The following is a 22,719-nucleotide window of genomic DNA, read 5'->3' as shown; positions in this document are numbered from 1 at the left end:
CGGGATCGGCATGATGGCGGGGTGGACGCGCAGCCCGGACGGTCGGTCACCAGCAAGGTGCTGGCCCTGCTCGACGCGTTCACCCCGGCCAGCCCGGCGCTGACCCTCAGCGAGCTGGCCCGCCGCGCCGAACTGCCGTTGCCCACCGCGTCCCGCCGGGTCGCCGAGCTGGTCGCCTGGGGCGCGCTGGAGCGCGGTGACGACGGGCGGTACCGGATCGGGTTACGGCTGTGGGAGGTGGGTTCGCTCGCTCCCCGGGGGCTCGGGCTGCGCGAGCTGGCGCTGCCGACCATGGAGGACCTGTACGAGGTGACCCATGAGAACGTCCAGCTCGCCGTCCGGCAGGACGTCGAGCTGGTCTTCATCGAACGGATCGCCGGGCGGCACGCGGTGCCGGTGCTCACCCGGGTCGGTGGCCGCTTCGCGTTGCACGCCACCGGAGTCGGGCTGGTGCTGCTCGCGTACGCGCCGGCCGAGGTGCAGGAACAGGTGCTGGCCGCGCCGTTGGAGCGGTACACCCCGCTGACCATCACCGATCCCGGGCGGCTGCGCCGAGGGCTGGCCGAGGTGCGGCGCACCGGGTACGCGGTCAGCGACCGGCAGGTGACCATGGACGCTCTCTCGGTCGCCGCGCCGGTCTGCGGACCGGAGGGTTCGGTGGTCGCCGCGATCTCACTCGTGGTGGCGCAGCACCGGGCGGACCCGGTGGCGCTGGCGCCGCTGGTCCAGGCGGCGGGCCGGACCATCTCCCGATCGCTCGGCACGCCGTACGGGTCACGGCGGTCTGCCGGGTAGGTCGGTACGCCCCGCCGGCTCAGTCGGGGAAGGCGAGCAGCCGCAGCAGACCGGCCAGCCGCTCGTGGTCCTCGGGGGTCACCGTGGCCAGCAGCCCCAGCTCGACGGCGCGGGCGGCCTGCTGGGCGCGGGCGAAGAGGTCCCGGCCGGCGTCGGTCGCGACGAGGACGTTGGCCCGCCGGTCGGCCGGGTCGGTGCGACGCTCCACCAACTGGCGTTGTTCGAGCCCGTCGACCAGCGCGACGACCTGACTCGGGTCGAGGCGGAGGAACTCGGCCAGCTCCCGCTGGGTGGGTCGCACCCCGTCGGCGGCCAGCGCGAGCACGCAGTAGGACCGCGCCTTGAGCCCGTGCTCGGCGAGGGCGGCGTTGGCCGCCGCGAGCGTGAGCGCGTTGGCGCGGGCCAGCAGAAATACCAGGTCACCGCCGAGCACGCTGTCCCGCAGGGCGTTCCGCCCCGGCAGCCGGGTCTTCCCGCTAGCGGACATGGCGACGATGGTAGCGCGTTTCACCAATGATTGACATTTTCAACGGTCCGTGCTCAGATCAGGTGAACACGAAGGAGTTCCCCATGTCCCTGGACGGCAAGGTCGCCATCGTCACCGGATCCGGACGCGGTCTCGGCCTCGCGTACGCGCAGGAGCTCGCCCGGCAGGGTGCCGCCGTGGTGGTCAACGACGTCGACGCGCAGACCACTGCCGACGCCGTCGCGTCCATCGAGGCGCTCGGTGGCCGGGCCGCAGCGGTGGTCGCTCCGGTCGGCCCGACCGAGACCGCCGAGCGGTTGGTCGCTGCCGCCGTCGAGACCTTCGGTCGACTCGACATCCTGGTCACCAACGCCGGTGTGCTGCGCGACACCGTGCTGTGGAAGATGACCGACGAGGACTTCGACACCGTCATCAACGTGCACCTGCGCGGCACCTTCACCACCGTCCGCGCGGCGGTGCAACACATGCGGGCGGCCGGCGAGGGTGGGCGCGTCATCTGCATCGGGTCCCCCACCGGCCAGCGGGGCAACTTCGGCCAGACCAACTACGCCGCCGCCAAGGCGGGCATCGTCGGCATGACGCGCACCTGGGCGCTGGAGCTCAAGCGGGCCGGCATCACCGCCAACACCGTGGTTCCGGTGGCCGCGACCGCCATGACCGCCACGGTTCCCTACTTCGCCGCCGCCGTGCAGGCGGCCGAGCAGGGCGAGCCGATGCCAGCGTTCTTCCGGCACGATCTCGGCTTCGGCACGGCGGACGACGTCGCCGGGCTCATCGCGTTCCTCGGCTCCGACGCGGCCGGCGGCGTCACCGGTCAGGTGATCGGGGTGGGCGGCGACCGGCTCCAGATCTGGACCCACCCGGAGGCGGCGCTGACCGCCCACCGCGAGGGCGGCTGGACGTACGATGCTCTGCTCGAAGCCTGGCCGGCGACGTTCGCCGGGGCGCTGCAGAGCGTCGGCGAGCGGTTCCCGGAACTGCCCGAGGAGTTCAAGACCGCCGCCTCCTGACCCGCCGGACGAAAGTTCCCCATCATGTACCAGCCCGCCATCGACCTCGACGCCGTCACCGCGATCGACATGCACGTGCACATCGAGGTCGACGAGCACGGCCACAACTCGCTGCCCGACGACCTGGTGGCGGCGGTGTCGAAGTACTTCAAGGCCGACGGGCCGCGCCCGGCGATCGAGGCGGTGGCGCAGTACTACCGGGAACGCCAGATGGCGGCAGTGGTGTTCACCGTGGACGCCCGCACCCAGTTGGCGCACCAGCCGCTGTCGAGCGTGGAGATCGCCCGCGCCGCGGCCGAGCACGCCGACGTCCTGATCCCGTTCGGGTCGGTCGACCCGCGCACCGGGTCGGCGGCGCTCGACCTCGCCACTCGGCTGATCGAGGACGAGGGCGTACGCGGCTTCAAGTTCCATCCCACGGTGCAGGGCTTCGATCCGAGCGACGAGCAGTACGCCCCGCTGTGGGGCCTGCTCGAAAAGGCCGGCGTGCCGGCGCTGTTCCACACCGGGCAGACCGGCATCGGCGCCGGGATGCCGGGCGGCTACGGCTTCCGGCTCGGCCTGTCGAACCCGATGCTGCTCGACCCCGTCGCGGCCGAGTTCCCCGACCTCCAGATCATCATGGCCCACCCGTCGGTGCCCTGGCAGGACGAGGCGCTGTCGGTGGCCACCCACAAGCCGAACACCTGGATCGACCTGTCCGGCTGGAGCCCGAAGTACTTCCCGGCCGAGCTGGTGCGGTACGCCAACTCGCTGCTCAAGCGCCGGGTGCTGTTCGGCACCGACTACCCGCTGCTCACCCCGGACCGCTGGCTGCGGGACGTGCGCACCACCGACCTCAAGCCCGAGGTGCTCCCCGGCATTCTGAAGGACAACGCCGTCCGGCTGTTGCGCCTGTCCAGCTGACGACGAGAGGACGTTCATGACGACGACGATCACCTACGAGCAGCTCGCCGACCTTGCCGGCACCGACCTCGGCTACACCGACTACCGGACGGTCACCCAGGACCAGGTGAACCTCTTCGCCGACGCCACCGACGACCACCAGTGGATCCACGTCGACCCGGAGCGGGCGAAGAACGGCCCCTTCGGCGCGCCTATCGCCCACGGCTTCCTCACGCTCTCGCTGGCAGTGCCCTTCTGGACCGAACTGCTCGACGTGAAGGGGGTCACCACGAAGGTCAACTACGGCCTGGACAAGGTGCGCTTCCCGGCCCCGGTCAAGGTCGGCTCGCAGGTCCGCATGACCGCGACGGTCGCCGAGGTCGTCGAGGTGTCCGGCGGGTACCAGATCGCCGTCGACCAGACGATCGAGATCGACGGCGGCACCAAGCCCGCAGTGGTGGCCCGCGGCTTGTACCGCTTCTACGCCTGACCGCCACCGGCACGCCGGCAGGTCACGCATCGACGCACCGTCCGCCACCACCGGGAGACCGCTGATGCATGAACAAGGAATCGGTGCCTGGCTGGCCAAGCGCCGGCTCAAGTCCCCGGACAGGCTCGCCCTCGTCCACGGTGCGGGCTCCACCGTGACGTACCGCCAGTTCGCCGACGGCGCCGACCGGGTCGCCGCGATGCTGCGGCGGTTCGGCGTCGGCAAGGGCGACGCGGTGGCCTACCTGGGCGAGAACAGTCCGGACTTCCTCCAGGTGATGTTCGGCGCGGCGCGGCTGGGTGCCGTCTTCGTGCCGATCAACACCCGGCTGGCGCCGCCCGAGGTAGCCCACGTGCTGACCGACTGCGGCGCGCGGGTGCTGATCCACGATCCCGAGTTCGCCGAGCGGGTGGCCGCCGCCATCGGCACCGGGCCGCCCCCGCGCGTCATCGTCACCGGCGGGGGTACCGCCGACCGGCCGGGACTGACCCGGCTGCTGAACACGACCGCCGCGGACGCCAGCACCGCCGTCGCGGTGAGCCTGGACGACCCGGCCGCGATCATCTACACCTCGGGTACGACCGGGCGGGCCAAGGGTGCCGTGCTGACCCACGGCAACCTCACCTGGGTCGCGCTCAACTGCGTGGTCGACTACGACGTCGTGTCGACCGACGTCGCGCTGATGATCTCGCCGTTGTTCCACGTCGCGTCCCTCGGCATGGGGGCGCTGCCGGTCATCCTCAAGGGCGCCACGCTCGTGCTGGAGAAGGGCTTCGAGCCGGGACGCGCGCTGACCCAGATCGAGCGGCACGGCGTCACCATGCTCAGCGGCGTGCCGACCACCTACCAGCTGATGGCCGACCACCCGGACTGGGCCACCACCGACCTGTCGACGTTGCGGAAGCTGACCTGCGGCGGCTCGGCCGTGCCCACCCGGATCCTCAACGCCTACGAGGAGCGCGGCCTGTCGTTCTCGCAGGGATACGGCATGACCGAGGCGTCGCCGGGCGCGACGTCGCTGCCTCCGGCGATGACCCGCGTCAAGCAGGGCAGCGTGGGCCTGCCGCACTTCTTCACCGGCGTGCGGATCGCCGACGAACACGGCGCACCGCTCGCCGACGACGGCATCGGTGAGATCCAGATCTGCGGCCCGAACGTTTTCCCCGGCTATCACCTGCTGCCGGAGGCGACGGCCGAGGCGTTCACCCCGGACGGTTGGTTCCGCTCCGGCGACCTCGGTTACCTCGACGCCGACGGCTACCTCTACATCTCGGGTCGACTCAAGGACATGATCATCTCCGGGGGCGAGAACATCTACCCGGCCGAGATCGAAGTCCTGCTCGGCGAGATCGACGGGGTGACCGGGGTGGCGGTCATCGGCGTACCGGACGCGCGGTGGGGCGAGGTGCCGTGGGCGATCATGACGGTGCGCCAGGACGCCACCGTCGACGTGGCCACGGTCCAGCAGTTCCTCGACGGCCGGGTCGCCCGTTACAAGGTGCCCAAGAACGTGGTCGTCGTCGACGAACTTCCCCGGACCGCGTCCGGGAAGGTACGCAAGGGCGACCTGCGGAGCCGGTTCGCCGGCTAGTTCGAGGTCCGGCTGCGCCGTGCCGGATCGCCGACCGACCTCGCCGCGACACCACCGACGTTCCTGGCCGCCGCGCCGGTGCCACCGGCAACGAGGGCGGCGAACTCCTCGGCGGAGGCCGTGGCCAACCGCTGGTGCATCCGCCGGTAGACCTGCGTCGACCGCCCGGCCGGCCACTGCGCGTCCATGAACTCGCGGGGCAGCCTCGGGTCCGCGCGCAGCAACGCGAGCCAGTCGGCCACCAGCATGGTACGCACGGTCAGCGCGCTCGCCGCCTGGGTCGCGGCACCCGGATCGCCCCACACCTCGATGAACGCCAGGTGCTGACGGCGGATCGCCTCGATGTCCCAGGCCGCGCGGACACTGTCGGCGATCGGAAAGCCGGCGAGTTCCCGGGCGTGGAAGGCGATGACCGTCTTGGGGGGAAGGTCCTCACACAACGGTTCCAGCGACCCGGCGAGGTCGACCTCGCCGGGTGCCAGCCAGAGCCCGTCGCGCAGCGGCGCGAACCCCTCCCAGGTCAGGGTGGAACGCAACCGGTGGCGCAGGGTCCGCTGCCCCTCGGGGATCGTGAACGTGACGAGGGTCCAGCCGGTGCCCTGCGGATCGAACGGGCGAGGACCCCGGACGCGTGCGGTGGCCTCCCGCAACACCGCCACGCCGTGCTCGGTCAACGAGAACAGGATCTCCCGGCCGCTCTTGCTCCGGTCCAGCATGCCGGTCTGCACCAGCCGGTCGAGGGTCGCCCGCGTCGCCGGCGCGGCGACGCCGGCTCCTTCGAGCACCCCGATCAGGACGCTGGCGCGAATCGGGCCGACCGCATCGTCGACGACGTGCTCGCCGAAGAACGCGAGCAGCAGCTGCTTCGGCTGACGACTGCGCACAGCTTTCCCTCTCGAGCGAATCCACCCCTCGGCACGGTCACGGGGCGACGGTCTGCCCGCGCTTGGCACGCTGGATCTGGTCGTAGACATGCGTACGCAGCTCGGTGAAGCGCGGTAGCGCCCGGGTGCTGATCTGGTCGCGCTCCGGCGGCAGGTCGACCGTCAGGTCCTCCTGTACCCAGGTCGGCGACGCGGACAACACCAGTACCCGTTCCCCCAGGTAAACCGATTCGTCGATGTCATGGGTGACGAAGAGAACCGAAATCCTACGGCTCGCGTGCAGCTCGCGGACGAGATCCTCCAGGTCGGCGCGGGTCTGGGCGTCGACCGCGGCGAACGGCTCGTCCATGATCAGCACCTCGGGCTGGTACGCGACGGCCCGCGCGATCGCCACCCGCTGCTGCATGCCGCCGGAGAGCTGCCACGGGTGGCTGCGTGCCGCGTGCGCCAGCCCGACCGCCTCGATGGCGTCGGTGACGAGCTTGTCGCGGGCCTGGCGGGAGAGCCGCTTGTGCCGCAGCGGCAGCTCGACGTTGCCCCGGACGGTCAACCACGGATAGAGGCTGCGGCCGTACTCCTGGAAGACGACGGCCATCGCCGGGCTCGGGCCGGTCACCGGCGCCCCGTCCATCTCGACCAGGCCGCTGGTGGGCCGGAGCAGGCCGGCGAGACATTTCAACAGGGTCGTCTTGCCGCAGCCCGACGGCCCGACGATGCAGACCAGCTCACCGGAGCGCATGGTGAAGCTGATGTCCCCGATCGCCTCGACATCGCCGTTCGCGGACTCGTAGACCTTGCGCAGGTGCTCCACCCGCAGCAGGGTGCTCTGGTCAGGCACGGTTGACCTCCCTGATTCCGTGGTACCAGCGCAGCACCCGTCGCTCGACGACACCGAAGGTCGCGGCGAGGAGCACGCCGACGAGGCCGAGCAGGAGAATGCCGCTCCACATCTCGGCAATGAGGTAGTTGCGTTGGAAGTAGGCGATCCGGTAGCCCAGTCCGGCGGACGAGGCGAACATCTCCGAGATGACCATCAGGATCAGCGCGACCGAGAGCCCCTGCCGGACCCCGGTCATGATCCGCGGGCTGGCGGCCGGGAGCACCAGGTACCGGAGCCGCTCCCACCAGGTGATCTGGAACGAGTCGGCGGTCTCGGACATCACGCTGTCGGTGGCCCGGACACCGTCGATCGTGTTCAGCAGGATCGGCCAGACCGCACCGGAGACGATCACCACCACCTTCATCGTGTCGGTGATGCCGAGCAGCAGCATCACGACCGGGATCAGCACCGGCGGCGGAATGGCCCGGAAGAACTCCAGCAGCGGTTCGAGCAGTTCCCGTAGCCACTGGAACAGCCCGATGAGCGTGCCGGCGGCGACGCCGATCACGATCGAGGCGGCGATGCCGAGGGCGAGCCGGTAGAGGCTCGGCAGCACGTCGTCGACGAACGCGGGACCGATCCAGGTCTCCCCGAAGGCTTCGAAGATCGTGAGAGGGCCGGGGAAGAACCGGTTGGTCGACGAGGTCGACGCCAGTCCCCAGATCACCAGCAGCAGGAAGGGCAGCCCGAGCGGGTAGAGGAAGCCAGCGGCGACGCGACGCCCGAGGCCACGCCCGCGCGGGCGCTGGGCGATCCGGCCGGCGTGCACGGTCACAGGACCTCCTCACCGCGTACGGACTGGTGCCACGACAGCGAACGCCGCTCGATGGACCGGAAGACGAGATTCACCACGAGCCCGAGCAGGCCGGTGACCACCACGAAGGCGTACAGGCCGACCGAGTCACCGGCGGACCGGGACAGCTCGATCATCCGTCCCAGACCGGGATTGCCGATCACCATCTCGGCGGTGATGGCGAGGATGAGGGCGACCGCCGCGGCCAGCCTGACGCCGGTCATGAGGTACGGCAGGGCGGTCGGCAGCACCAGATACGACAACCGCTCACGGCGGGTGAGCCCGAAGCTGCGGGCGGTGTCCCGGGCGACCGCGTCGACGTCGGCGACGCCGTAGATCACCTGCACGAAGACCTGCCAGAACGACGCGTAGATGATGATGAGCAGGGCCGCCTGCATCTGGATGCCGAACAACAGCACGGCGAGCGGGATGAGCGCCACCGACGGGATGGGCCGCAGGAACTCCACCACCGTGTGGGTGGCGCGGCGCAGGAAGGGCACCAGGCCGACGATCGTGCCGAGGACGACCGCGGCGGCGGTGGCCACGGCCAGCCCGATCGCCCAGGAGGTCATGGTGTACCCGAGCCGACGCCAGAAGGCGAGGTCGCGGAACTCCTCGGCGAGCCGGGCGAGCACGTCCGTGACGTACGGCAGATACTGCGAGTTGATCAGGCCCAGGGTCGGTACCAGCTGCCAGATGACGAGGAACCCGGTCAGCCCGACAACGCCCAGCATCACCTTGCGCAGCGAACGGGGACGCCGGAGGGACAAGACGTGCATGTTGCTCCCGTGGTCGGCGGTCCCGCCCTTCCCGGCCGGTCACCGGGAAGGGCGGGACCGCGCCGGCTACTGCTGTTGGATGAGGCGATCGAAGTTGGGCTGCTGATCGAGCACCTTGTACTTGCCGGCGAGCGTGGCCAGCGACTCCAGGCTCGCCCGGTCCAGCTCCCAGCCGAACTGCGGCAGCTTCACCGAGTCCGCGACCGCCTCCGGGAGCTCCAGGTTGTCCTTGATCGCCTGGCGGACGGCCGCCTCGTTGGCGGAGTCCTGCGCCCACGCGAGGGTCTCCTTCATCGCCGCGGTGAAGTCAGCGACCACTTCGGCCTCGGAGTCCATCTGCTCCTTCGTCGTGATGGCGGTGAGCGTCGCGAGCCCGGGGGCGACCGCCTGGTACGGCGCGACGACGAAGGCGTCGCCACGGTTGCGCAGCTGGGTGACGAAGGGCTCCGGCACCCAGGCGGCGTCGATGTTGTCGGCTTCCAGCTGCGCCGGGACGTCGGGGAAGGCGACCTCGACGAACTTGATGGTGGAGGGGTCACCACCGTCCTTCTCCACCGCGGCCATGATCGTCACGTCGCCGGCCGCGCCGAGGCTGTTCACCGCCACTCGCTTGCCGGCCAGCTCCGCCGGCCTGGTGATGCCCGACTTGGCCGAGGCCACCACGGCGTTGATGTCGTCGCCCTCGGCGTAGGACGACGCGTAGTTGCCGATGATCACGACGCCGAGATCCTGCAGGTCGGCCCGGAACGGGCCGAACGGCTGACCGATGGCGAAGTCGATGTCGCCGTTGATGAGCGCGGGGATGGCCTGTGCCCCGCCCTGCGCGGGCAGCACCTCGACCGACAGCCCGTGCTTTTCGAAGATGCCGGCCTTCATGCCGCCCCACAACGCGGCGGTCTCGGTGATCGGCAGGGCCGCGACACGAACCTGGCGAAGTTCGCCGCTATCCTCTCCCGAGGGGGTGGCATCCGAGTCCGTACATCCAACGAGCGCGATCGCGACGCCGGCGATCAGCCCGAACGTGAACAGCTTCTTCATCGACAAGGCCCTTCCTGGGGCGGGAGTGGTGGGCGCGTCAACACCGACAGGTGTCTTGGGACCTGCGGCGGGCTCGATGTGAGTGAGATCACCCGGCCGTGTTGGACATCGTGGGCCACCCTACCCCGAAATGTCAAGAAATTCTGACGCCCGTCACAAATCAGTTGAATATCGATTCCGCCACGTCAGCCCAACGCACGGACCAGCTCGGTGCGGGAGCGGATGCCGAGCCGGTGGTAGATGTTTCGCAGGTGATGGTCGACGGTCCGGGTGGACAGGAACATCTGCCTGGCCACCTCCTGGTTGGTGGCACCGGAGGCAACCAGGAGGGCGACGCGTAGCTGCTGACCGGTGAGCAGCCGCACGGCGTACGGGTCCGGCGTACCGACGGACTCCCCCGCCGCGCGTAGCTCCACGGTGGACTGCCGGGCCCACGCCTGCGCACCGAGCAGGACGAAGGTCTGCCGGGCCCGGTGCAGGTGACCGCGAGCCTCGCGAGGGTGGCGGGCGTGGCGTAGTTCCCGACCGAAGAGCAACTCGGTGCGCGCCCGCTCGAAGGTGGCGGCATCGCTCGGATGCAGGGACAGCGCGGCACGGAAATGCCGCTCGGCCTCGGCGCTACCGCGCGGGGCCAGCAACGCGTGGCAGCGGGCCGACAGCGCCCGGCGCAGCGGGCTGGCGGTGCTGCCGGCCCAGCGGTCGAAGACGGTGAGCGCGGCCCGCGCCCGGGTCTGCCGGCCATCGTGCGCGGCGGCCTCCACCAGGTAAGGCGTGGCCATCACCTGGACGAGGACCTGACCGCGCCCGGTACCGGGGTGAGCCAGCGCGGCCAGCCGGTCTGCCGCGTCGGCGTACCTGGCGTCGACCAGGTCCAGCATCGCGAGGGCCCACTCGGCGAGGGCGTGCGGGCGACTGCCCGGCACGGCGCCGTCGCCCAGCTCGGCGACGTGACCGAGACTGGCCTCGTGGTCCGACCGCACGGCCGCGAGCACGGCGAGCAGGCCGAGATGGACACCGGCGCTGGTGTGCTGGCCGGCGGCCCGCGCCACCCGCAGCCCTTCCCGACAGCTCTGCGTCGCGGCCTCGTGGCGGCCCAGCCAGTACTCGCTCATCGCCCGTAGCTCGAGCGCCCTGGGCAGCAGGGACAGCTCGCCCCGGTCGGCCGCCAGCTCGACGGCGCGGTCGGCGAGCCGGTACGCCGCGGCGTCCACCGCGACCAGCAGGCCGGCCACGGCCGCGCCGGTCAACGCGGTCGGGGTCACCGCCGTATCGGTCAACCGCCCACCGAGCACCACCGCCCGGCGCAGCAGCGGTCCGGCGTGGGCGTGGTCACCGCGCAGCGTGGCGGCGACCCCGGCGACCAGGGTGGTCAACAGGTCCGCCCACGGTGGATCCCCGTCCCGACGCAGTGTCGCCATGCGGCGGGCCACTTCGGCGTAGCGGTACTGGTCGCCGCAGAAGCAGACGGCCTCACCGGCGCGGACCAACGCGACCAACGCCGACTCACGGTCCACCTCGGCCAGTGCGCTGGCGGCGGACAGCAGGCTCGGCAGCGCGGCCGGGGCCGAGCCGCAGCGCAGTCGCATCTCGCCACGCAGCAGTTCGGCGAGTCCCCCGGTGGCAGTGGCCAACCCCCGGTCGCACACCGCCGCGCTGCCGGCGACCCGCCCGGCCGATGCGGGCGGGTCGCCGTCCGGCGGCGCACCGGCCACGACGTCGCGCCCGACCGTAGTGGCTGACACCCCGTCCGGCAGTGTCGCTGTCGGACCGCTGGGTGCCTCAGCGACGCGGTGCAGCAACGCGCGGGCCCGGCCGGGATCGCCAGCCTGCCAGGCGTAGCGGGCGGCGGTGACCTGTCGGCTGGCGGCGCGCTCCGGATCGTCGCTGAGTTCGGCGGCCCGGGCCAGCGCCGTCGCTGCGGTGAGACGGTCCGTCCGCTCGCCTACCGCGTCCGCCAGTTCCGTGGCCAGCGCCGGTGCCGGTCCATCGGTCGCCGCCGCCAGGTGCAGGGCCCGACGCAGCCGGGCCCCGGTGCCGTCGAGCGCGGCGGCGAGCAGTAGATGAGCCTCGCGGCGCGCGGTTACCGAGGCGGTGGCCTCGACCATGGCGCGGGCCAGCGACCGGGGAAAGGCGGCGCCACCCGGTGCGGTGAGTCGGACCAGGCCGGCGGCCTCGGCCGGTGCCAGCGTCGCGAGACTGTCGCCGACGGCGCGCAGCGCCCGGCCCAGGGTTACCGGGTCCGCGACGTCGGCCCGCTCGGAACCGGCGGGAGCGGTCGCGGCGAGCACGGCCAGCAGCAGCGCGCGCCGCGTGTCGCCGGGCAGGCGGGAGAGCACGCCACGGTAGGCCCGGCCCAGCCCGCCGTCGGTCGGCGGGGTGGTGGGCAGCGGTTCCACACCGTGCCACTGGCCCTGGGTCAGCGAGTCCGCGAGGTCGACCAGGGCCTGCGGATTGCCGGCGGCGAGGGCGTTCAGTCCGGCCAGCACCGGGTCGGGTGGTGGCGGCCCCGGGCGGCGCGCGGCCAGCAGGGCGTGACTGTCCGGCTCGTCGAGCGGCAGCAGCCGGCGGCCGGGTATCGCGTCCGCCCCGCTGTCGCTGCCGGCGGTGAGCAGCAGGACGACGGGCAGCCGCGGCAGTCGCCGGGCCACCAGGGTCAGCAACCGCGCCGTCGGGGCGTCGCCCACGTCGAGGTCGTCCATGGTGCACAGCAGCGGACCGTCGTGAGCGGCCTCGGCGAGCAGCCCGAGTACGGCGTGGGAGAGCACCAACTGGTCCTGGTCGCGACAGCCTTCACCGGCCACCGCCCGGCGCAGCACCTGCCGTTGCCGCCCGGGCAGCGCGCCGGTGCCGACGAGCACCGGATCGAGCAGCCGCTGCAGCCCGGCGTAGGGCAGCATCGCCTCGTCGGGCAGGCCGGCGGCGGCGAGCAGCCGACGGCCCCGGCCGTGCCGGTGTGCGTACGCCAGCAGCGTGCTACGCCCGGAGCCGGGTTCGCCGTGCAGCAGCAGCGCCTTGCCGACCGGTGCGGCGAGCAGGCTCTGGATCTCCCGGCACTCTGCCTGCCGGCCCCGTAGCACAGCTATTTGCACCGTCGATGCATTAACCATGCATCGAGTCTCGCCTACCCGTCGGCGCTTGAGAAGAGGGAATTGTCGGGGTGGTTCCGCCGAGGTCAGCGGTCGGCCGGCTCGGCGAGCAGCGCGCCGACGGTGCGGGCCATCACCGCGCGGGCGGCGTCCACCCCCAGCCCGAGGCCGTCGCGCAGGGTCGACCACGCCGGCCAGGTGCTCGCCGCCACCACGGCGTTGACCAGCTGGGTCCGGGCCGACCCGGCGCGGGCCAGTTCGTCGGCGAACAGCTGCTCGACCTCGTCGCGTACCCGGGCGATGTGTTTGAGCCGGTTGCGGCGCAGCTGCGCGGAGACCGGCTCGCGCATCTGTGCCGCCCGAGCCGACGGCGCGATCAGTTGCAGCAGCTTCGCCCGCTGCCGGCAGAACGCGTCGACCCGCTTCGCCAGCGGCAGGGTGGGCGAGATCGGCCGCCACGCGGCTTCCTGCTGGCGCAGCAGCTCGGCCCCGCTGGCCTCGAACAGGGTCTCCATGTCCTTAAAGTTGGTCCAGAGCGTACGCAGGGAGATGCCGGCCCGCTCGGCGATGCGCTCGCCGGTCGGGCGCAGGTCTCCCTCGGAGATGAGCGCGAGATGCGCCTCGACGATCGCCGCCCGGGTGCGCTCGGCCCGGGCGGTGCGCCCGTCGACCCGGCCGGCCGCCTCGGCACTGACCATCCCCGCCGTCCCCCTCACCCCTGGCGTCGCGTTCGTGCGAGCCGAGTCTAGGCGTTCGCCGAGACCCTGCCCGGACGAGCCTGACCGATCGCGGCCGGTGTCGCGGCAGGTCGGCGCGGGCTGGCTCGTCTCGCCGGTGTGCGCCGTCCGGGGGCCCGGGCGGCGCACACGCGAGCGGATCAGGCGGTCGGCACGCCGTCGGCCGGTGGCGGCGCCGGCGGCGCGGTGTACTCGTTGACCGGCCCGTCGGACTCGTCGGTCTCGTACGTGGGACCGAAGTAGCGCTGCTCTCCCCCTTCGACCCGGCTCAGCCGACCGCCGCCGTAACCGGAGTGGTCGGTGGCGGAGAACCGCAACGGCGCCACACCGGGCCCCTGGTAACCACCCTTGCGGACGGCCTCGACCAACGACTCCCGGGTGAGGTCCTTGCCGGCCGTCTGGAGCACCTGCACCAACAGGTAACCCACCGCCATGCCGTAGACGGTGTTCCCGTCGAACTCCGCACCGCCGTTGTGCTCCGCGTTGACCTTGGTGAACAGCTGGATCCACGGGTCGTCGCTGTCCCCCTGCATCGGCAGGTAGTTCAGGCCGATCAGGCCCTCCAGCAGTCCGGCGGCGTCGCCGAGCTGCCGGGACAGTGTCGGCAGGTCGGCGCCCACGTTCGACACCACCCACTGCGGCCGGAAGTCCAGTCGGGCGGCGGTGCCGACGGACAGGGCGGTGAAGCCGGGCACGGTGGCCAGGATGACCACCTGGCAGCCGGCCGCCTTGAACGCGCCGATCTGTGGCGCGACGTTCGTGTTGCTGGTGACGTACGTCTGCCGGGCCGCCACGCCGTCGGCCCCGAGCACCTTCTCCACCCCGGCCAACGCGTCGCGGCCGAAGTCGTCGTCCTGCCCGAGGAAGCACACCGTGCGCCCGGGCAGGGCGGTCTTCACGTGATTCGCCAGGATCTTGCCCTCGACGGTGTAGTCGGGGTTGAAGCCGAAGGTGTTCGGATAGCGGTCGGGCTGGTCCCAGCTGCGGCTGCCGGAGGCGACGAAGAGATCGGGTACCCGGTTGGTGTGCAGGAAGTCCAGCACGCCGGTGTGGGTCGGCGTGCCGAGCCCGTTCAGGATGGCGAAGACCTTGTCCTGGAGGACGAGCTGCCGGACGACCTGCTGGGTGGTGGCGGGGTTGTAGCCGTCATCCATGATCTTGTAGCTGATCTTGCGGCCGTGCACGCCGCCGTTGGCGTTGACGTAGTCGAAGTACGCCTTCGTCGCCGGGGCGATCTTCGAGTAGCCGGCGGAAGCCGGACCGGTCAGCGGCATGTGGGTGCCGACGACGATCTCCGTATCGGTGACGCCGGGCACCGCCGCGCCCGCACCGGGGCCGTCGTCGGAGCCGCAGGCGGCTGAGGTGAGCAGCAGGGTGAGAGTGGTGGCGATCACGAGACCGCGCCGTGCCGTGCTTCGCATGGGACACCGACCTTTCATCGGTCCGGTTGTGCGAAATGGATGGTTGGGTGAGTAGGTGCGACGGTTACGACCGCCCGACCGGCCAGCGGGCGCGCAAGGCCCGGGCCAGCCGGGACAACAACCCCTGTACACCTCCCGGCGCGACGATCATGACCGCGATCAGCGTGCTACCGAAGATCGCCAGCGGCAGATTGCCCTCCAGTCGCTGCGCCGCGGCCGGCGAGAGGGTGAACAGGTTGGTCAGGGAGTGCGTCAGATCGGGCAGGGCGACCAGCAGGAAGGCGCCCCAGGCCGCCCCGGCGATTCGACCGAGACCGCCGATGACCACTGCCATCAGCAGGAACAGCGACAACGTCAGGCCGAACGCGCCGGGTGAAACGCTCTGCGCGAGCATCGCCAGCAGGGCCCCGCCGAGGCCGGCGCTGGCCGCGCTGACCACGAACGCGACGACCTGGGTACGCGCCACGTGGATCCCGGCCAGCCGGGCGGCGACCTCGTCGTCGCGTACCGCCCGGAACGAGCGGCCGTAGCGGCTGCGGACCAGGTTCGCCAGCAGCACCAGGCAGATCAGGGTCGCCGCGGCGGCCACCCAGAGCTGCCACCGCTCGTGCGGGAAGTAGCTGCCCAGCCCGGCCGGGGCCGGGGCCACCGGCACCGCCAGACCCTGCTCGCCGTTGAAAACCCCGTCGAAGGTGACGGTCAACGCCGGCACCACCACGGCCACCGCCAGCGTGAGCCCGGCCAGGTACGGCCCGCGCAGCCGGGCGGCGGCGACCCCGACGACCGCGCCGACGACGACGGTGGCCAGCACCGCGACCACCAGCGACACGAACAGCCATCCGCCGGCGGTGAGGCCCCGCTCGGCGAAGGCGTTCTGCACTAGGGCGAGGGTGTACGCGCCGGTGGCCATCAGCGCGCCGTGTCCCAGCGAGAGCTGCCCGCAGAGGCCGGTCAGGACGGTCAGCCCGGCCGTGGCGCAGAGGTAGGCCGCCACGGTGGCCAGTTGGAAGTTGCGGAACGAGTCGAGCTGGTAGCTGACCATCAGCACCAGCAGGCCGGCGCCGGCCGCGACGGCGAGGTGACGGACCAGGGTCGGCAGCGACCGGCCGAACCGGGCGGCACCGGCGGCGGTGTGCCGGACGGACGGCGCCACCGCCCGGGTGGCGCTCACACCCGCCTCGCGGTGACCGCGGCGAACAACCCGCCGGGGCGCAGCAGCAGCACCGTCAGCAGCAGTGCGAGCACCGCGAGCGGGATGAGGTCGCCGCCCGCGTACCCGCTGACGTAGGACAGCAGCAGGCCGACGCCGAGACCACCGACGACCGCGCCGGGCGGACTGTCCAACCCGCCGAGCACCGCGGCGGTGAACGCGGAGACGAAGACCAGGTCCATCGCGTGCGGATGCAGGCCCAGTCCGGTGGGGATGACCAGCATCGCGGCCAGGGCGCCGACACCCGAGGCCAGCGCCCAGCCGAGGGTGAGCATGCCGCCCACGTTCACCCCGAGCAGCCGGGACACCTCGGGTGCGAACGCCGCGGCGCGCATCCGCAGCCCGATCGCCGTCCGGGTGAAGACCCAGACCAGGGCCGCGCCGACCACCCCGACGGTGGCGAAGACGAACAGGTCGTACGGGGACAGCACGGCGGTGCCGCCGACCGTCAGCGCGGTCCGGCTGAACGGTGTCCGGGCGGGTAGGTACTCGTTGCCGTACACCATGCCGAGGACCGCCTGGATCAGCAGGACCAGCCCGAGCGCGACGATCACCGGGTTGAGCGGTGACCGGTGGTCCACCAGCCGCATCACCGCGATGTCGACGACCGCGCCGAGCAGCAGCCCGGCGAGCAGCGCCGCGCCGAAGCCGAGCCAGTACGAGCCGGTGGCGGCGGTGACGCTGTACGCGACGTACGCCGCGGCCACCGCCATCGCGCCCTGGGCGAAGTTGACGATCCGACCGGCCCGCCAGATGAGCACCAGGGCGAGGGCGAACGCGGCGTAGACCGCGCCCCTCGACAGTCCGTCGAGGGTGAGGAACAGGAAGCGGTCCACGGTCCTCCTTGTGCTCTCAGAATCCGAGGTAGACGTGGCGCAGGTCGGCGTCGTCGCGCAGCCGGGCGGCCGGTGCGGCCAGGACGATCCGCCCGAGCGACATCACGATGCCCTGGTCGGCGACGGCCAGAGCACTGCGCACGTTCTGCTCCACCAGCAGCACGGTCAGCCCGCTGTCGTCGCGCAGCTGGCGCAGCAACGCCATGGTCTGGGCCACCACCCGTGGTGCCAGGCCGAGCGACGGCTCATCCAGCAGCAGCAGCCGGGGCCGGCCGACCAGGGCCCGACCGAGGGCCAGCATCTGCCGTTCGCCACCGGAGAGCTGGTGGCCGAGGTGTCGCCGCCGCGCGGCCAGCGGCTCGAACAGCTGATAGACCTCGTCGAGGGCGCGCGCGGCGTCGCTGCGATCCCGCCGCCACAACGCGCCGAGGCGCAGGTTCTCCTCCACGGTGAGTTCTCCGATCACGCCGCGTCCCTCCGGCACGTGCGCCACGCCGCGCCGCACGAGTTGCTCGACCGGGGTGCCGCGCAGGTCGCGGCCGTCGAGGAGGATCCGGCCGGCGGTCGGACGCAGCATGCCCGACAGGGTGCGCAACAGGGTGGTCTTGCCGGCGCCGTTGGCCCCGATGACGGCGGCGATGGTGCCGGTGGGCACCCGCAGATCGACGTCGTGCAGCACCGGGATCGGCCCGTAGCCGGCGGCCAGGGCCTCGGCGGTGAGCAGGTCGCCGCCCACTACGCTGCCTCGTCGAGAGTGGCACCGAGGTAGGCGTCCACCACAGCCGGATCCTCACGGACCGCCTCGGGCGGCCCGGTGGCGACGACCCGCCCGAAGTCGAGCACCACGATCCGGTCACAGACCGCCATGACCAGGTCCATGTGGTGTTCCACCAGCAGCACCGCACAGGGGTCGGTGGCCCGGTGCGGGAGCCCCCGGATCAACTCCGCGAGACTGTCCACGTCATCGGCGCCGAGGCCGCCGGCCGGCTCGTCGAGCAGCAGCAGCCGGGGGCGGGCGGCCAGCGCGCGGGCGAGCGCGACCCGCTGGCGTACCGCGAACGGCAGGGTGCCCGGCGCGGCGTCGGCGTACTCCTTGATGCCCAGGTCGGCCAGGACGGCGCGGGCGTGCTCGCGCAGCCGGCGCTCGTCGCGGTCGCTGCGGGGCAGCCCCAGCAGGGCCGGCATCAGACCGGTGCGGGCGGTGTGGGTGGCCCCGGCCATCACGTTCTCCAGCACGGTGAGCCCGGCGAACAGGCCGGTGCCCTGCAATGTCCGGGCGATGCCCAGGCGGGTGAGCCGGTGCGGCCGTGGCCGCAGCGGCCGACCGTCGAGGGTGAGCGTGCCGGTGTGTGCGGTGACGAAGCCGCAGACGACGTTGAACAGCGTGGTCTTCCCGGCCCCGTTGGGACCGATCACCCCGACCACCTCGCCCGGCCCGGCCGTCAGCGAGATGTCGTCAAGGGCGGTGAGGCCGCCGAAGCGGACGCCGACCTGGTGCAGTGCGAGACCGTCCGCCATCAACCCGCCCCCCGCCTCGCGGTCGAGATTATTACACTCGGAGTGTACGTTTCTCGCGTGTTTCGTCAACACCTCCGGATGGCCCTTCGTCACCCGCCGGCACCGCCGTCCGGGACGGACCCGACGACGACGGGCGCGGGCAGGTCGACCAGCCGAGCCAGGGCGGCCCGGTGCCGGTCGGCGGTGCCGAAGGCGATCGCGGCGCTCTTGGCCCGCTTGAGATAGAGATGGGCCGGGTGTTCCCAGGTGAAGCCCAGGCCACCGTGCAACTGGACGCACACCTCCGCCGCCCGGACCGCCACCGGGCCGCAGTACGCCTGCGCCAACGCGGCGGCCAGCGACGCCTCGGCACCGGCGGCGCTGGCGGCCGCGTACCGGGCCACCGCCCGGGCCTCGGTCAGCTCCACCCAGAGGTCGGCCAGCCGGTGCTTGACCGCCTGGAACGAGCCGACCGGCCGGCCGAACTGGTGACGCTGTCGCACGTAGTCCACCGTCGTGTCCAGACACCACTGCGCCACCCCGACCTGCTCCGAGGCGAGCAGCGCCGCGCCCGTGGTCAGCGCCGCCGTCACCGCCGTGGCGGCCACCGTGCCCCGGGCGACCGGGCGGGCGGGCGCGGCGGTGAACTCGAGGTCGACGAGCGGCCGGGTGGCGTCCAGGGACACCACCGGGGTCCGGTGGACCGCCGGCTCGGTGCCGTCGACGACGTACAACGCGTCGCCGGCCGGGACCAGCAGCAGGCTGTGCGGCGCGGTGTCGGCCACGCCGGCCACCCGGCCGGACAGCGTCGGTCCGGGGCCGACGGTGACCGTCCCGGGATCCGCGTCGGGCGCGGTGGCGAGACCGACGGCCAACGTCACGTCGCGTTCGGCGGCGGCGACCTGGCGCAGCAGAGTGGACTCGTCGCAGGCCAGCAGCGCCCGGGTGGCCACGACGGCCCCCAGGAAGGGCACCGGCGCGACCGCCCGGCCCAGTTCCTCCAGCACCACCGCGACCTCGCGGAACCCGGCTCCGGCGCCACCGTGCTCGGCCGGCACCACCAGGCCGGTCACTCCGGTCTGGTCGACCAGCCGACGCCACAGTGCCGCGTCGTAGGGCGCACCGGCGTCGACGGCGGCGAGGATGCGCTGCCATGGTGCGTGCGTGGCCAGCAGGGCGCGGACGGCGTCGCGCAGCGCCTCCTCGTCGGCGTCGTAGAGCAGGTCGGTCATCGGTCCACCCGGGGCTCGGCGGGCAGGCCCAGCACCCGCTCGGCGATGATGGTGCGCAGGATCTCCGAGGTGCCGCCCTCGATGGAGTTGCCCCGGGCACGCAGGTATCGATAGGTGGCGGTGCGGCCGAGCAGGTCCGGGGCCACCGGACGACGCATCGTCCAGTCGTCGTGCCGCAGCCCCTCGGCGCCGCGCAACTCGACCTCCAGGCCGCTGATCCGCTGGCTCAGCTCGGCGAAGGACAGCTTCACCGCCGAGCCCTCAGGGCCGGGTTGACCGGCGGCGACCAGCTGGCGCAGACGCAGCGCGGCCAGCCGGGCGGCCTCGGCGCGTACCCACGCGCGCAGGACCTCCTCGTGCAGGCCACCGGTGCGCAGGTCCGGTCGCTCCCGCCACAGCCGGGCCAGCACCCCGACCATCCCACCCTCCCGGGGCAACGGCCGGCCGCCGATGGCGACGCGTTCGTTCATCAGGGTGGTGCGGGCGATCCGCCAACCGTGCCCGGCCTCGCCGATCCGATGGGCGTCGGGTATCCGGACCCCGGTCAGGAAGACCTCGTTGAACTCCGCCTCGCCGGTGGCCTGCCGCAGTGGCCGGACCTGCACCCCCGGCGCGGTCATGTCACAGACGAAGTAGGTGAGGCCGTGATGCTTCGGTGCGGCCGGGTCGGTGCGGGCCAGCAGGATCGCCCAGCGCGCCTCGTGGGCCAGTGACGTCCACACCTTCTGGCCGTCGACCACCCAGCCGTCGCCGTCGGGCACCGCCCGGGTACGCAGGCTCGCCAGGTCGGAGCCGGCATCGGGCTCGCTGAACAGCTGGCACCACACCTCCTCGCCGGTCCACAGCGGTCGCAGCCAGCGCTGGCACTGGGCCTCGCTGGCGTGCCGCAGCAGGGTCGGCGCGGCCATGCCGAGCCCGATGCTGTTGCGCCGGGGCTGGTTGTCCGGCGCGCCGGCCTCCGCGAAGGCGTCGTCCACCACCGCCTGAAGGTGCGGTGGTGCGCCCAGGCCACCGCGACCGGGCGGGTGGTGCACCCAGGCCAGGCCGGCGTCGAAGCGGGCGCGCAGGAAACCGGTGCGGTCAACGCTCGGGTCGTGCGTCCGCAGGAACGCGGCGACCAGCCCGCGCAGCCCGTCCGCCGTGTGGTCGGACACTCGCCACCTCCAATGTTATTGCATTGCTGATGCAATATAAGGCCGCCGGTCCACGGGACGGAAGACCGGCGGCCGGACGGCCGGGGCGGACGCGACGCGACCGCCCCGGGCCACCCTCAGTGCGGGCAGGTGTCGCGGTACTCCTCGATCGCCAGACCGCTCGGCCCCGGGCAGAGGAACTGCTCGTACCGGGTGTCGTCGTCGACGAACCGCTTCAGCCAGGCCACCATCTGCTTGGCGGTGGGGGTGTTCACCGTGTTGGGGAAGAAGTGACCCTCGCCGTTCAGTTCCAGGTACGCCTTCTCGGCCGAGGCCGGAATGCTGTTGTAGAACGGCTCGGAGTGCGACGAGACCGAGGCGATCGTGTCGTACTCACCGCCGACGATGAGCGTCGGCACCCGCAGGTTCGACCAGTTCTTGTCCAGGTTCCACGGCGCCAGCGGCACCGCGGCCTGCAACGCCGGTCGGCTCGCCGCGGCCTCCAGGCTGCCGCCGCCGCCCATCGAGTGCCCGGCCACGGCCAGCCGACCGGCGTCGATCCGCCCGCGCACCGAACTGCGCTCGGTCAGGTAGTCCAGTGCGGCCAGCAGCTGCCGGCCCCGACTGCTCGGCTGGTCGAAGCGGGTGATGGTGTCGATGCCGATCACCACGAAACCGTGCGAGGCGATCCGCGGGCCCAGCCAGTCCAGGCTCGACCAGGAGGCGGTGTAGCCGGGCGAGATGGCCACCGCGCCGAAGGTGCCCGCCGTGGTGGTGGTCGGGTAGTAGATGACGCCGCCGCCGAAGCCGCTGACCAGCGAGGAGACGCTCGTCGACGAGGTGGCGAAGGGGCCGCGGCTGGCCTCCAGGATCGCGTTTGTCGGCGCCGGCCCCCGCTCGTACGGGTTGGCGGCCTGGACCGGGGACGAGGCGGCGACGACGCCACCGGTGGCCACGACGGCGGCCATCGCCAGCCGGGCCAACAGGGAGAGGGAACGGGGACGGGTGGTGGTGGTAGATCGCACGTCGGATACTCCCTTGGGTTGGAGTGGTATCGACTGCGATCAGTGTTTGGGGCACCCCCTCGGCCCCGCATCGGCAGAATCACCAGTCCCGGCGTCACCGTTGGGCACGGCTACCCACCCGCCGCTCATCGCTGGCCGCCCGGATGACTGGTCGCCGGTGCGGGCGAAGCGGCTCATCATGGACAGCCCGTGGTAGGCGGCGACGGCGACGGGCTGGTCGATGCCGGCGAGTGCGGCGCTGCCGAGCAGCAGACCCAGCGCGACAAGGACATGCCCGCGTCGGGCTGATCGCCGGGGTGGGCCAGAGGACGAACGCCGCGCCTGTCGGAGATCTTGATGATCTTCCTTCGTTGGCCGCGCGGAGATCCACCGGCCCCGAGCCCGACGTGCCGGGCCCGGGGCCGGCGGAACAGAGACGAATCCCCTCTTCGGCCGTCGCCCCTCGGAACCGTGGCGGCTCCGGTTGCCCATCGGGCGACGGTCATTCACACGCGCGACAACGCATCGGCGTCCAAGAATCCCACAGCGACGTGCCCGGCTCAACGCCCGGTTCACTACTTGGAACTAATAGTAAGGTTTGCAAACAGTCGGTTTTACCATCATGTCCGCCGATGAGCCGGGGCACCCTGGCCGCGCTCGCGGCACTGACGCTCACCGGCGCGCTGCTGGCGGTCACCCCGTCGACCGCCACCTCCGCCGCAGCATCAACGCTCGATCGAGTGCAACGGCGGCAACCCCGCCCAGGTGCAGAGTCGGGTCACCCGGTACCAGCAGTTCGTGGGCATCCTCGGAGTGCCCGCCGGAGCGAACCTCTCCTGCTGATCCCCGGTCCGGGGGGGGGGCGCGCCCCCCCCCCCCCCCCCCCCCCCGCCCCCCCCCCCCCCGGGGGGGGCCCGCCCCTTGCGGGCCC

The 22,719-nt window shown here is 72.2% G+C and carries 21 protein-coding genes; 5 read left to right on the top strand and 16 right to left on the bottom strand.

What is annotated here, in order from left to right:
* Positions 1-21: 21 nt before the first annotated feature.
* Positions 22-795 (top strand): IclR family transcriptional regulator, encoded by a 774-nt coding sequence (locus tag AC2CHE_RS17600; protein WP_484505980.1) that lies wholly within the window; start codon positions 22-24, stop codon positions 793-795.
* A 19-nt stretch (positions 796-814) separates the two neighbouring features.
* Here the strand turns inward: AC2CHE_RS17600 and AC2CHE_RS17595 are convergent, their stop codons facing one another.
* The gene (locus AC2CHE_RS17595; RefSeq protein ID WP_484505979.1) at positions 815-1,282 is read right to left on the bottom strand and encodes a MarR family winged helix-turn-helix transcriptional regulator; all 468 of its coding nucleotides are present in this window, start codon (positions 1,280-1,282) and stop codon (positions 815-817) included.
* Between the two features lie 83 nt (positions 1,283-1,365).
* Here AC2CHE_RS17595 and AC2CHE_RS17590 point away from each other — a divergent pair, with 83 nt between their 5' ends.
* The 4 genes from AC2CHE_RS17590 to AC2CHE_RS17575 all read left to right on the top strand — a co-directional run bounded on the left by AC2CHE_RS17590 (position 1,366) and on the right by AC2CHE_RS17575 (position 5,258).
* Positions 1,366-2,292 (top strand): SDR family oxidoreductase, encoded by a 927-nt coding sequence (locus AC2CHE_RS17590; RefSeq protein WP_484505978.1) that lies wholly within the window; start codon positions 1,366-1,368, stop codon positions 2,290-2,292.
* Between the two features lie 24 nt (positions 2,293-2,316).
* A complete protein-coding gene (locus AC2CHE_RS17585) occupies positions 2,317-3,198 on the top strand; it encodes an amidohydrolase family protein (RefSeq protein WP_484505977.1) in 882 nt (293 codons plus the stop codon).
* 16 nt (positions 3,199-3,214) lie between these two features.
* Positions 3,215-3,667, top strand: coding sequence for a MaoC family dehydratase (locus tag AC2CHE_RS17580; protein ID WP_484505976.1), 453 nt, complete (start codon positions 3,215-3,217; stop codon positions 3,665-3,667).
* Between the two features lie 64 nt (positions 3,668-3,731).
* A complete protein-coding gene (locus AC2CHE_RS17575; protein WP_484505975.1) occupies positions 3,732-5,258 on the top strand; it encodes an acyl-CoA synthetase in 1,527 nt (508 codons plus the stop codon).
* On the opposite strand, the gene AC2CHE_RS17570 is transcribed toward AC2CHE_RS17575, so the two are convergent.
* The 15 genes from AC2CHE_RS17570 to AC2CHE_RS17500 all read right to left on the bottom strand — a co-directional run bounded on the left by AC2CHE_RS17570 (position 5,255) and on the right by AC2CHE_RS17500 (position 21,752).
* Positions 5,255-6,142: a PaaX family transcriptional regulator gene (locus AC2CHE_RS17570; RefSeq protein ID WP_484505974.1), complete on the bottom strand. Its 888-nt coding sequence runs from the start codon at positions 6,140-6,142 to the stop codon at positions 5,255-5,257. The two genes, AC2CHE_RS17575 and AC2CHE_RS17570, sit on opposite strands and share 4 nt — an antisense overlap.
* A 37-nt stretch (positions 6,143-6,179) precedes the next feature.
* Positions 6,180-6,980: an ABC transporter ATP-binding protein gene (locus AC2CHE_RS17565; RefSeq protein WP_484505973.1), complete on the bottom strand. Its 801-nt coding sequence runs from the start codon at positions 6,978-6,980 to the stop codon at positions 6,180-6,182.
* Entirely contained in the window at positions 6,973-7,797 is an 825-nt protein-coding gene (locus AC2CHE_RS17560; protein ID WP_484505972.1) for an ABC transporter permease, read from the bottom strand. The genes AC2CHE_RS17565 and AC2CHE_RS17560 overlap by 8 nt, the downstream gene beginning before the upstream one ends.
* Entirely contained in the window at positions 7,794-8,585 is a 792-nt protein-coding gene (locus tag AC2CHE_RS17555; RefSeq protein ID WP_484505971.1) for an ABC transporter permease, read from the bottom strand. Before AC2CHE_RS17555 ends, AC2CHE_RS17560 begins: the two co-directional genes overlap by 4 nt.
* A 75-nt stretch (positions 8,586-8,660) precedes the next feature.
* A complete protein-coding gene (locus tag AC2CHE_RS17550) occupies positions 8,661-9,632 on the bottom strand; it encodes an ABC transporter substrate-binding protein (protein ID WP_484505970.1) in 972 nt (323 codons plus the stop codon).
* A gap of 185 nt (positions 9,633-9,817) precedes the next feature.
* On the bottom strand, positions 9,818-12,739 hold the full coding sequence (locus AC2CHE_RS17545) for a helix-turn-helix transcriptional regulator (protein ID WP_484505969.1): 2,922 nt from the start codon (positions 12,737-12,739) through the stop codon (positions 9,818-9,820).
* A 65-nt stretch (positions 12,740-12,804) separates the two neighbouring features.
* Entirely contained in the window at positions 12,805-13,416 is a 612-nt protein-coding gene (locus tag AC2CHE_RS17540; RefSeq protein ID WP_484505968.1) for a TetR/AcrR family transcriptional regulator, read from the bottom strand.
* A gap of 179 nt (positions 13,417-13,595) precedes the next feature.
* Positions 13,596-14,876, bottom strand: coding sequence for an ABC transporter substrate-binding protein (locus AC2CHE_RS17535; protein WP_484505967.1), 1,281 nt, complete (start codon positions 14,874-14,876; stop codon positions 13,596-13,598).
* Positions 14,877-14,940: 64 nt separating this feature from the next.
* Positions 14,941-16,047, bottom strand: coding sequence for a branched-chain amino acid ABC transporter permease (locus tag AC2CHE_RS17530; protein WP_484505966.1), 1,107 nt, complete (start codon positions 16,045-16,047; stop codon positions 14,941-14,943).
* The gene (locus AC2CHE_RS17525) at positions 16,044-16,922 is read right to left on the bottom strand and encodes a branched-chain amino acid ABC transporter permease (RefSeq protein ID WP_484505965.1); all 879 of its coding nucleotides are present in this window, start codon (positions 16,920-16,922) and stop codon (positions 16,044-16,046) included. The genes AC2CHE_RS17530 and AC2CHE_RS17525 overlap by 4 nt, the downstream gene beginning before the upstream one ends.
* A gap of 16 nt (positions 16,923-16,938) precedes the next feature.
* Positions 16,939-17,658 (bottom strand): ABC transporter ATP-binding protein, encoded by a 720-nt coding sequence (locus AC2CHE_RS17520; protein ID WP_484505964.1) that lies wholly within the window; start codon positions 17,656-17,658, stop codon positions 16,939-16,941.
* Positions 17,658-18,440 carry an ABC transporter ATP-binding protein gene (locus AC2CHE_RS17515; RefSeq protein ID WP_484505963.1) on the bottom strand — a complete coding sequence of 261 codons (783 nt, stop codon included), beginning with the start codon at positions 18,438-18,440 and terminating at the stop codon, positions 17,658-17,660. The genes AC2CHE_RS17520 and AC2CHE_RS17515 overlap by 1 nt, the downstream gene beginning before the upstream one ends.
* Before the next feature lie 89 nt (positions 18,441-18,529).
* Complete coding sequence (locus AC2CHE_RS17510; RefSeq protein WP_484505962.1) at positions 18,530-19,651, bottom strand: acyl-CoA dehydrogenase family protein; 1,122 nt, start codon at positions 19,649-19,651, stop codon at positions 18,530-18,532.
* Positions 19,648-20,805, bottom strand: a complete 1,158-nt coding sequence (locus AC2CHE_RS17505) for an acyl-CoA dehydrogenase family protein (RefSeq protein WP_484505961.1) — start codon at positions 20,803-20,805, stop codon at positions 19,648-19,650. Before AC2CHE_RS17505 ends, AC2CHE_RS17510 begins: the two co-directional genes overlap by 4 nt.
* A gap of 116 nt (positions 20,806-20,921) precedes the next feature.
* Positions 20,922-21,752, bottom strand: coding sequence for an alpha/beta hydrolase family protein (locus AC2CHE_RS17500; RefSeq protein ID WP_484506008.1), 831 nt, complete (start codon positions 21,750-21,752; stop codon positions 20,922-20,924).
* Positions 21,753-22,719 lie beyond the last annotated feature (967 nt).

The sequence above is a fragment of the Micromonospora sp. ATLC16 genome (assembly GCF_057196645.1).
Note: the sequence above shows the minus strand (reverse complement) of the source record. Positions and strands in the feature narration are given on the sequence as shown.

Coding starts and splice junctions, on each gene's coding strand:
- AC2CHE_RS17595 (WP_484505979.1), bottom strand. CDS start 1,282: ATGTCCGCTAGCGGGAAGACCCGGCTGCCGGGGCGGAACGCCCTGCGG.
- AC2CHE_RS17590 (WP_484505978.1), top strand. CDS start 1,366: ATGTCCCTGGACGGCAAGGTCGCCATCGTCACCGGATCCGGACGCGGT.
- AC2CHE_RS17585 (WP_484505977.1), top strand. CDS start 2,317: ATGTACCAGCCCGCCATCGACCTCGACGCCGTCACCGCGATCGACATG.
- AC2CHE_RS17580 (WP_484505976.1), top strand. CDS start 3,215: ATGACGACGACGATCACCTACGAGCAGCTCGCCGACCTTGCCGGCACC.
- AC2CHE_RS17575 (WP_484505975.1), top strand. CDS start 3,732: ATGCATGAACAAGGAATCGGTGCCTGGCTGGCCAAGCGCCGGCTCAAG.
- AC2CHE_RS17550 (WP_484505970.1), bottom strand. CDS start 9,632: ATGAAGAAGCTGTTCACGTTCGGGCTGATCGCCGGCGTCGCGATCGCG.
- AC2CHE_RS17545 (WP_484505969.1), bottom strand. CDS start 12,739: ATGGTTAATGCATCGACGGTGCAAATAGCTGTGCTACGGGGCCGGCAG.
- AC2CHE_RS17540 (WP_484505968.1), bottom strand. CDS start 13,416: ATGGTCAGTGCCGAGGCGGCCGGCCGGGTCGACGGGCGCACCGCCCGG.
- AC2CHE_RS17535 (WP_484505967.1), bottom strand. CDS start 14,876: ATGCGAAGCACGGCACGGCGCGGTCTCGTGATCGCCACCACTCTCACC.
- AC2CHE_RS17515 (WP_484505963.1), bottom strand. CDS start 18,440: ATGGCGGACGGTCTCGCACTGCACCAGGTCGGCGTCCGCTTCGGCGGC.
- AC2CHE_RS17510 (WP_484505962.1), bottom strand. CDS start 19,651: ATGACCGACCTGCTCTACGACGCCGACGAGGAGGCGCTGCGCGACGCC.
- AC2CHE_RS17500 (WP_484506008.1), bottom strand. CDS start 21,752: ATGGCCGCCGTCGTGGCCACCGGTGGCGTCGTCGCCGCCTCGTCCCCG.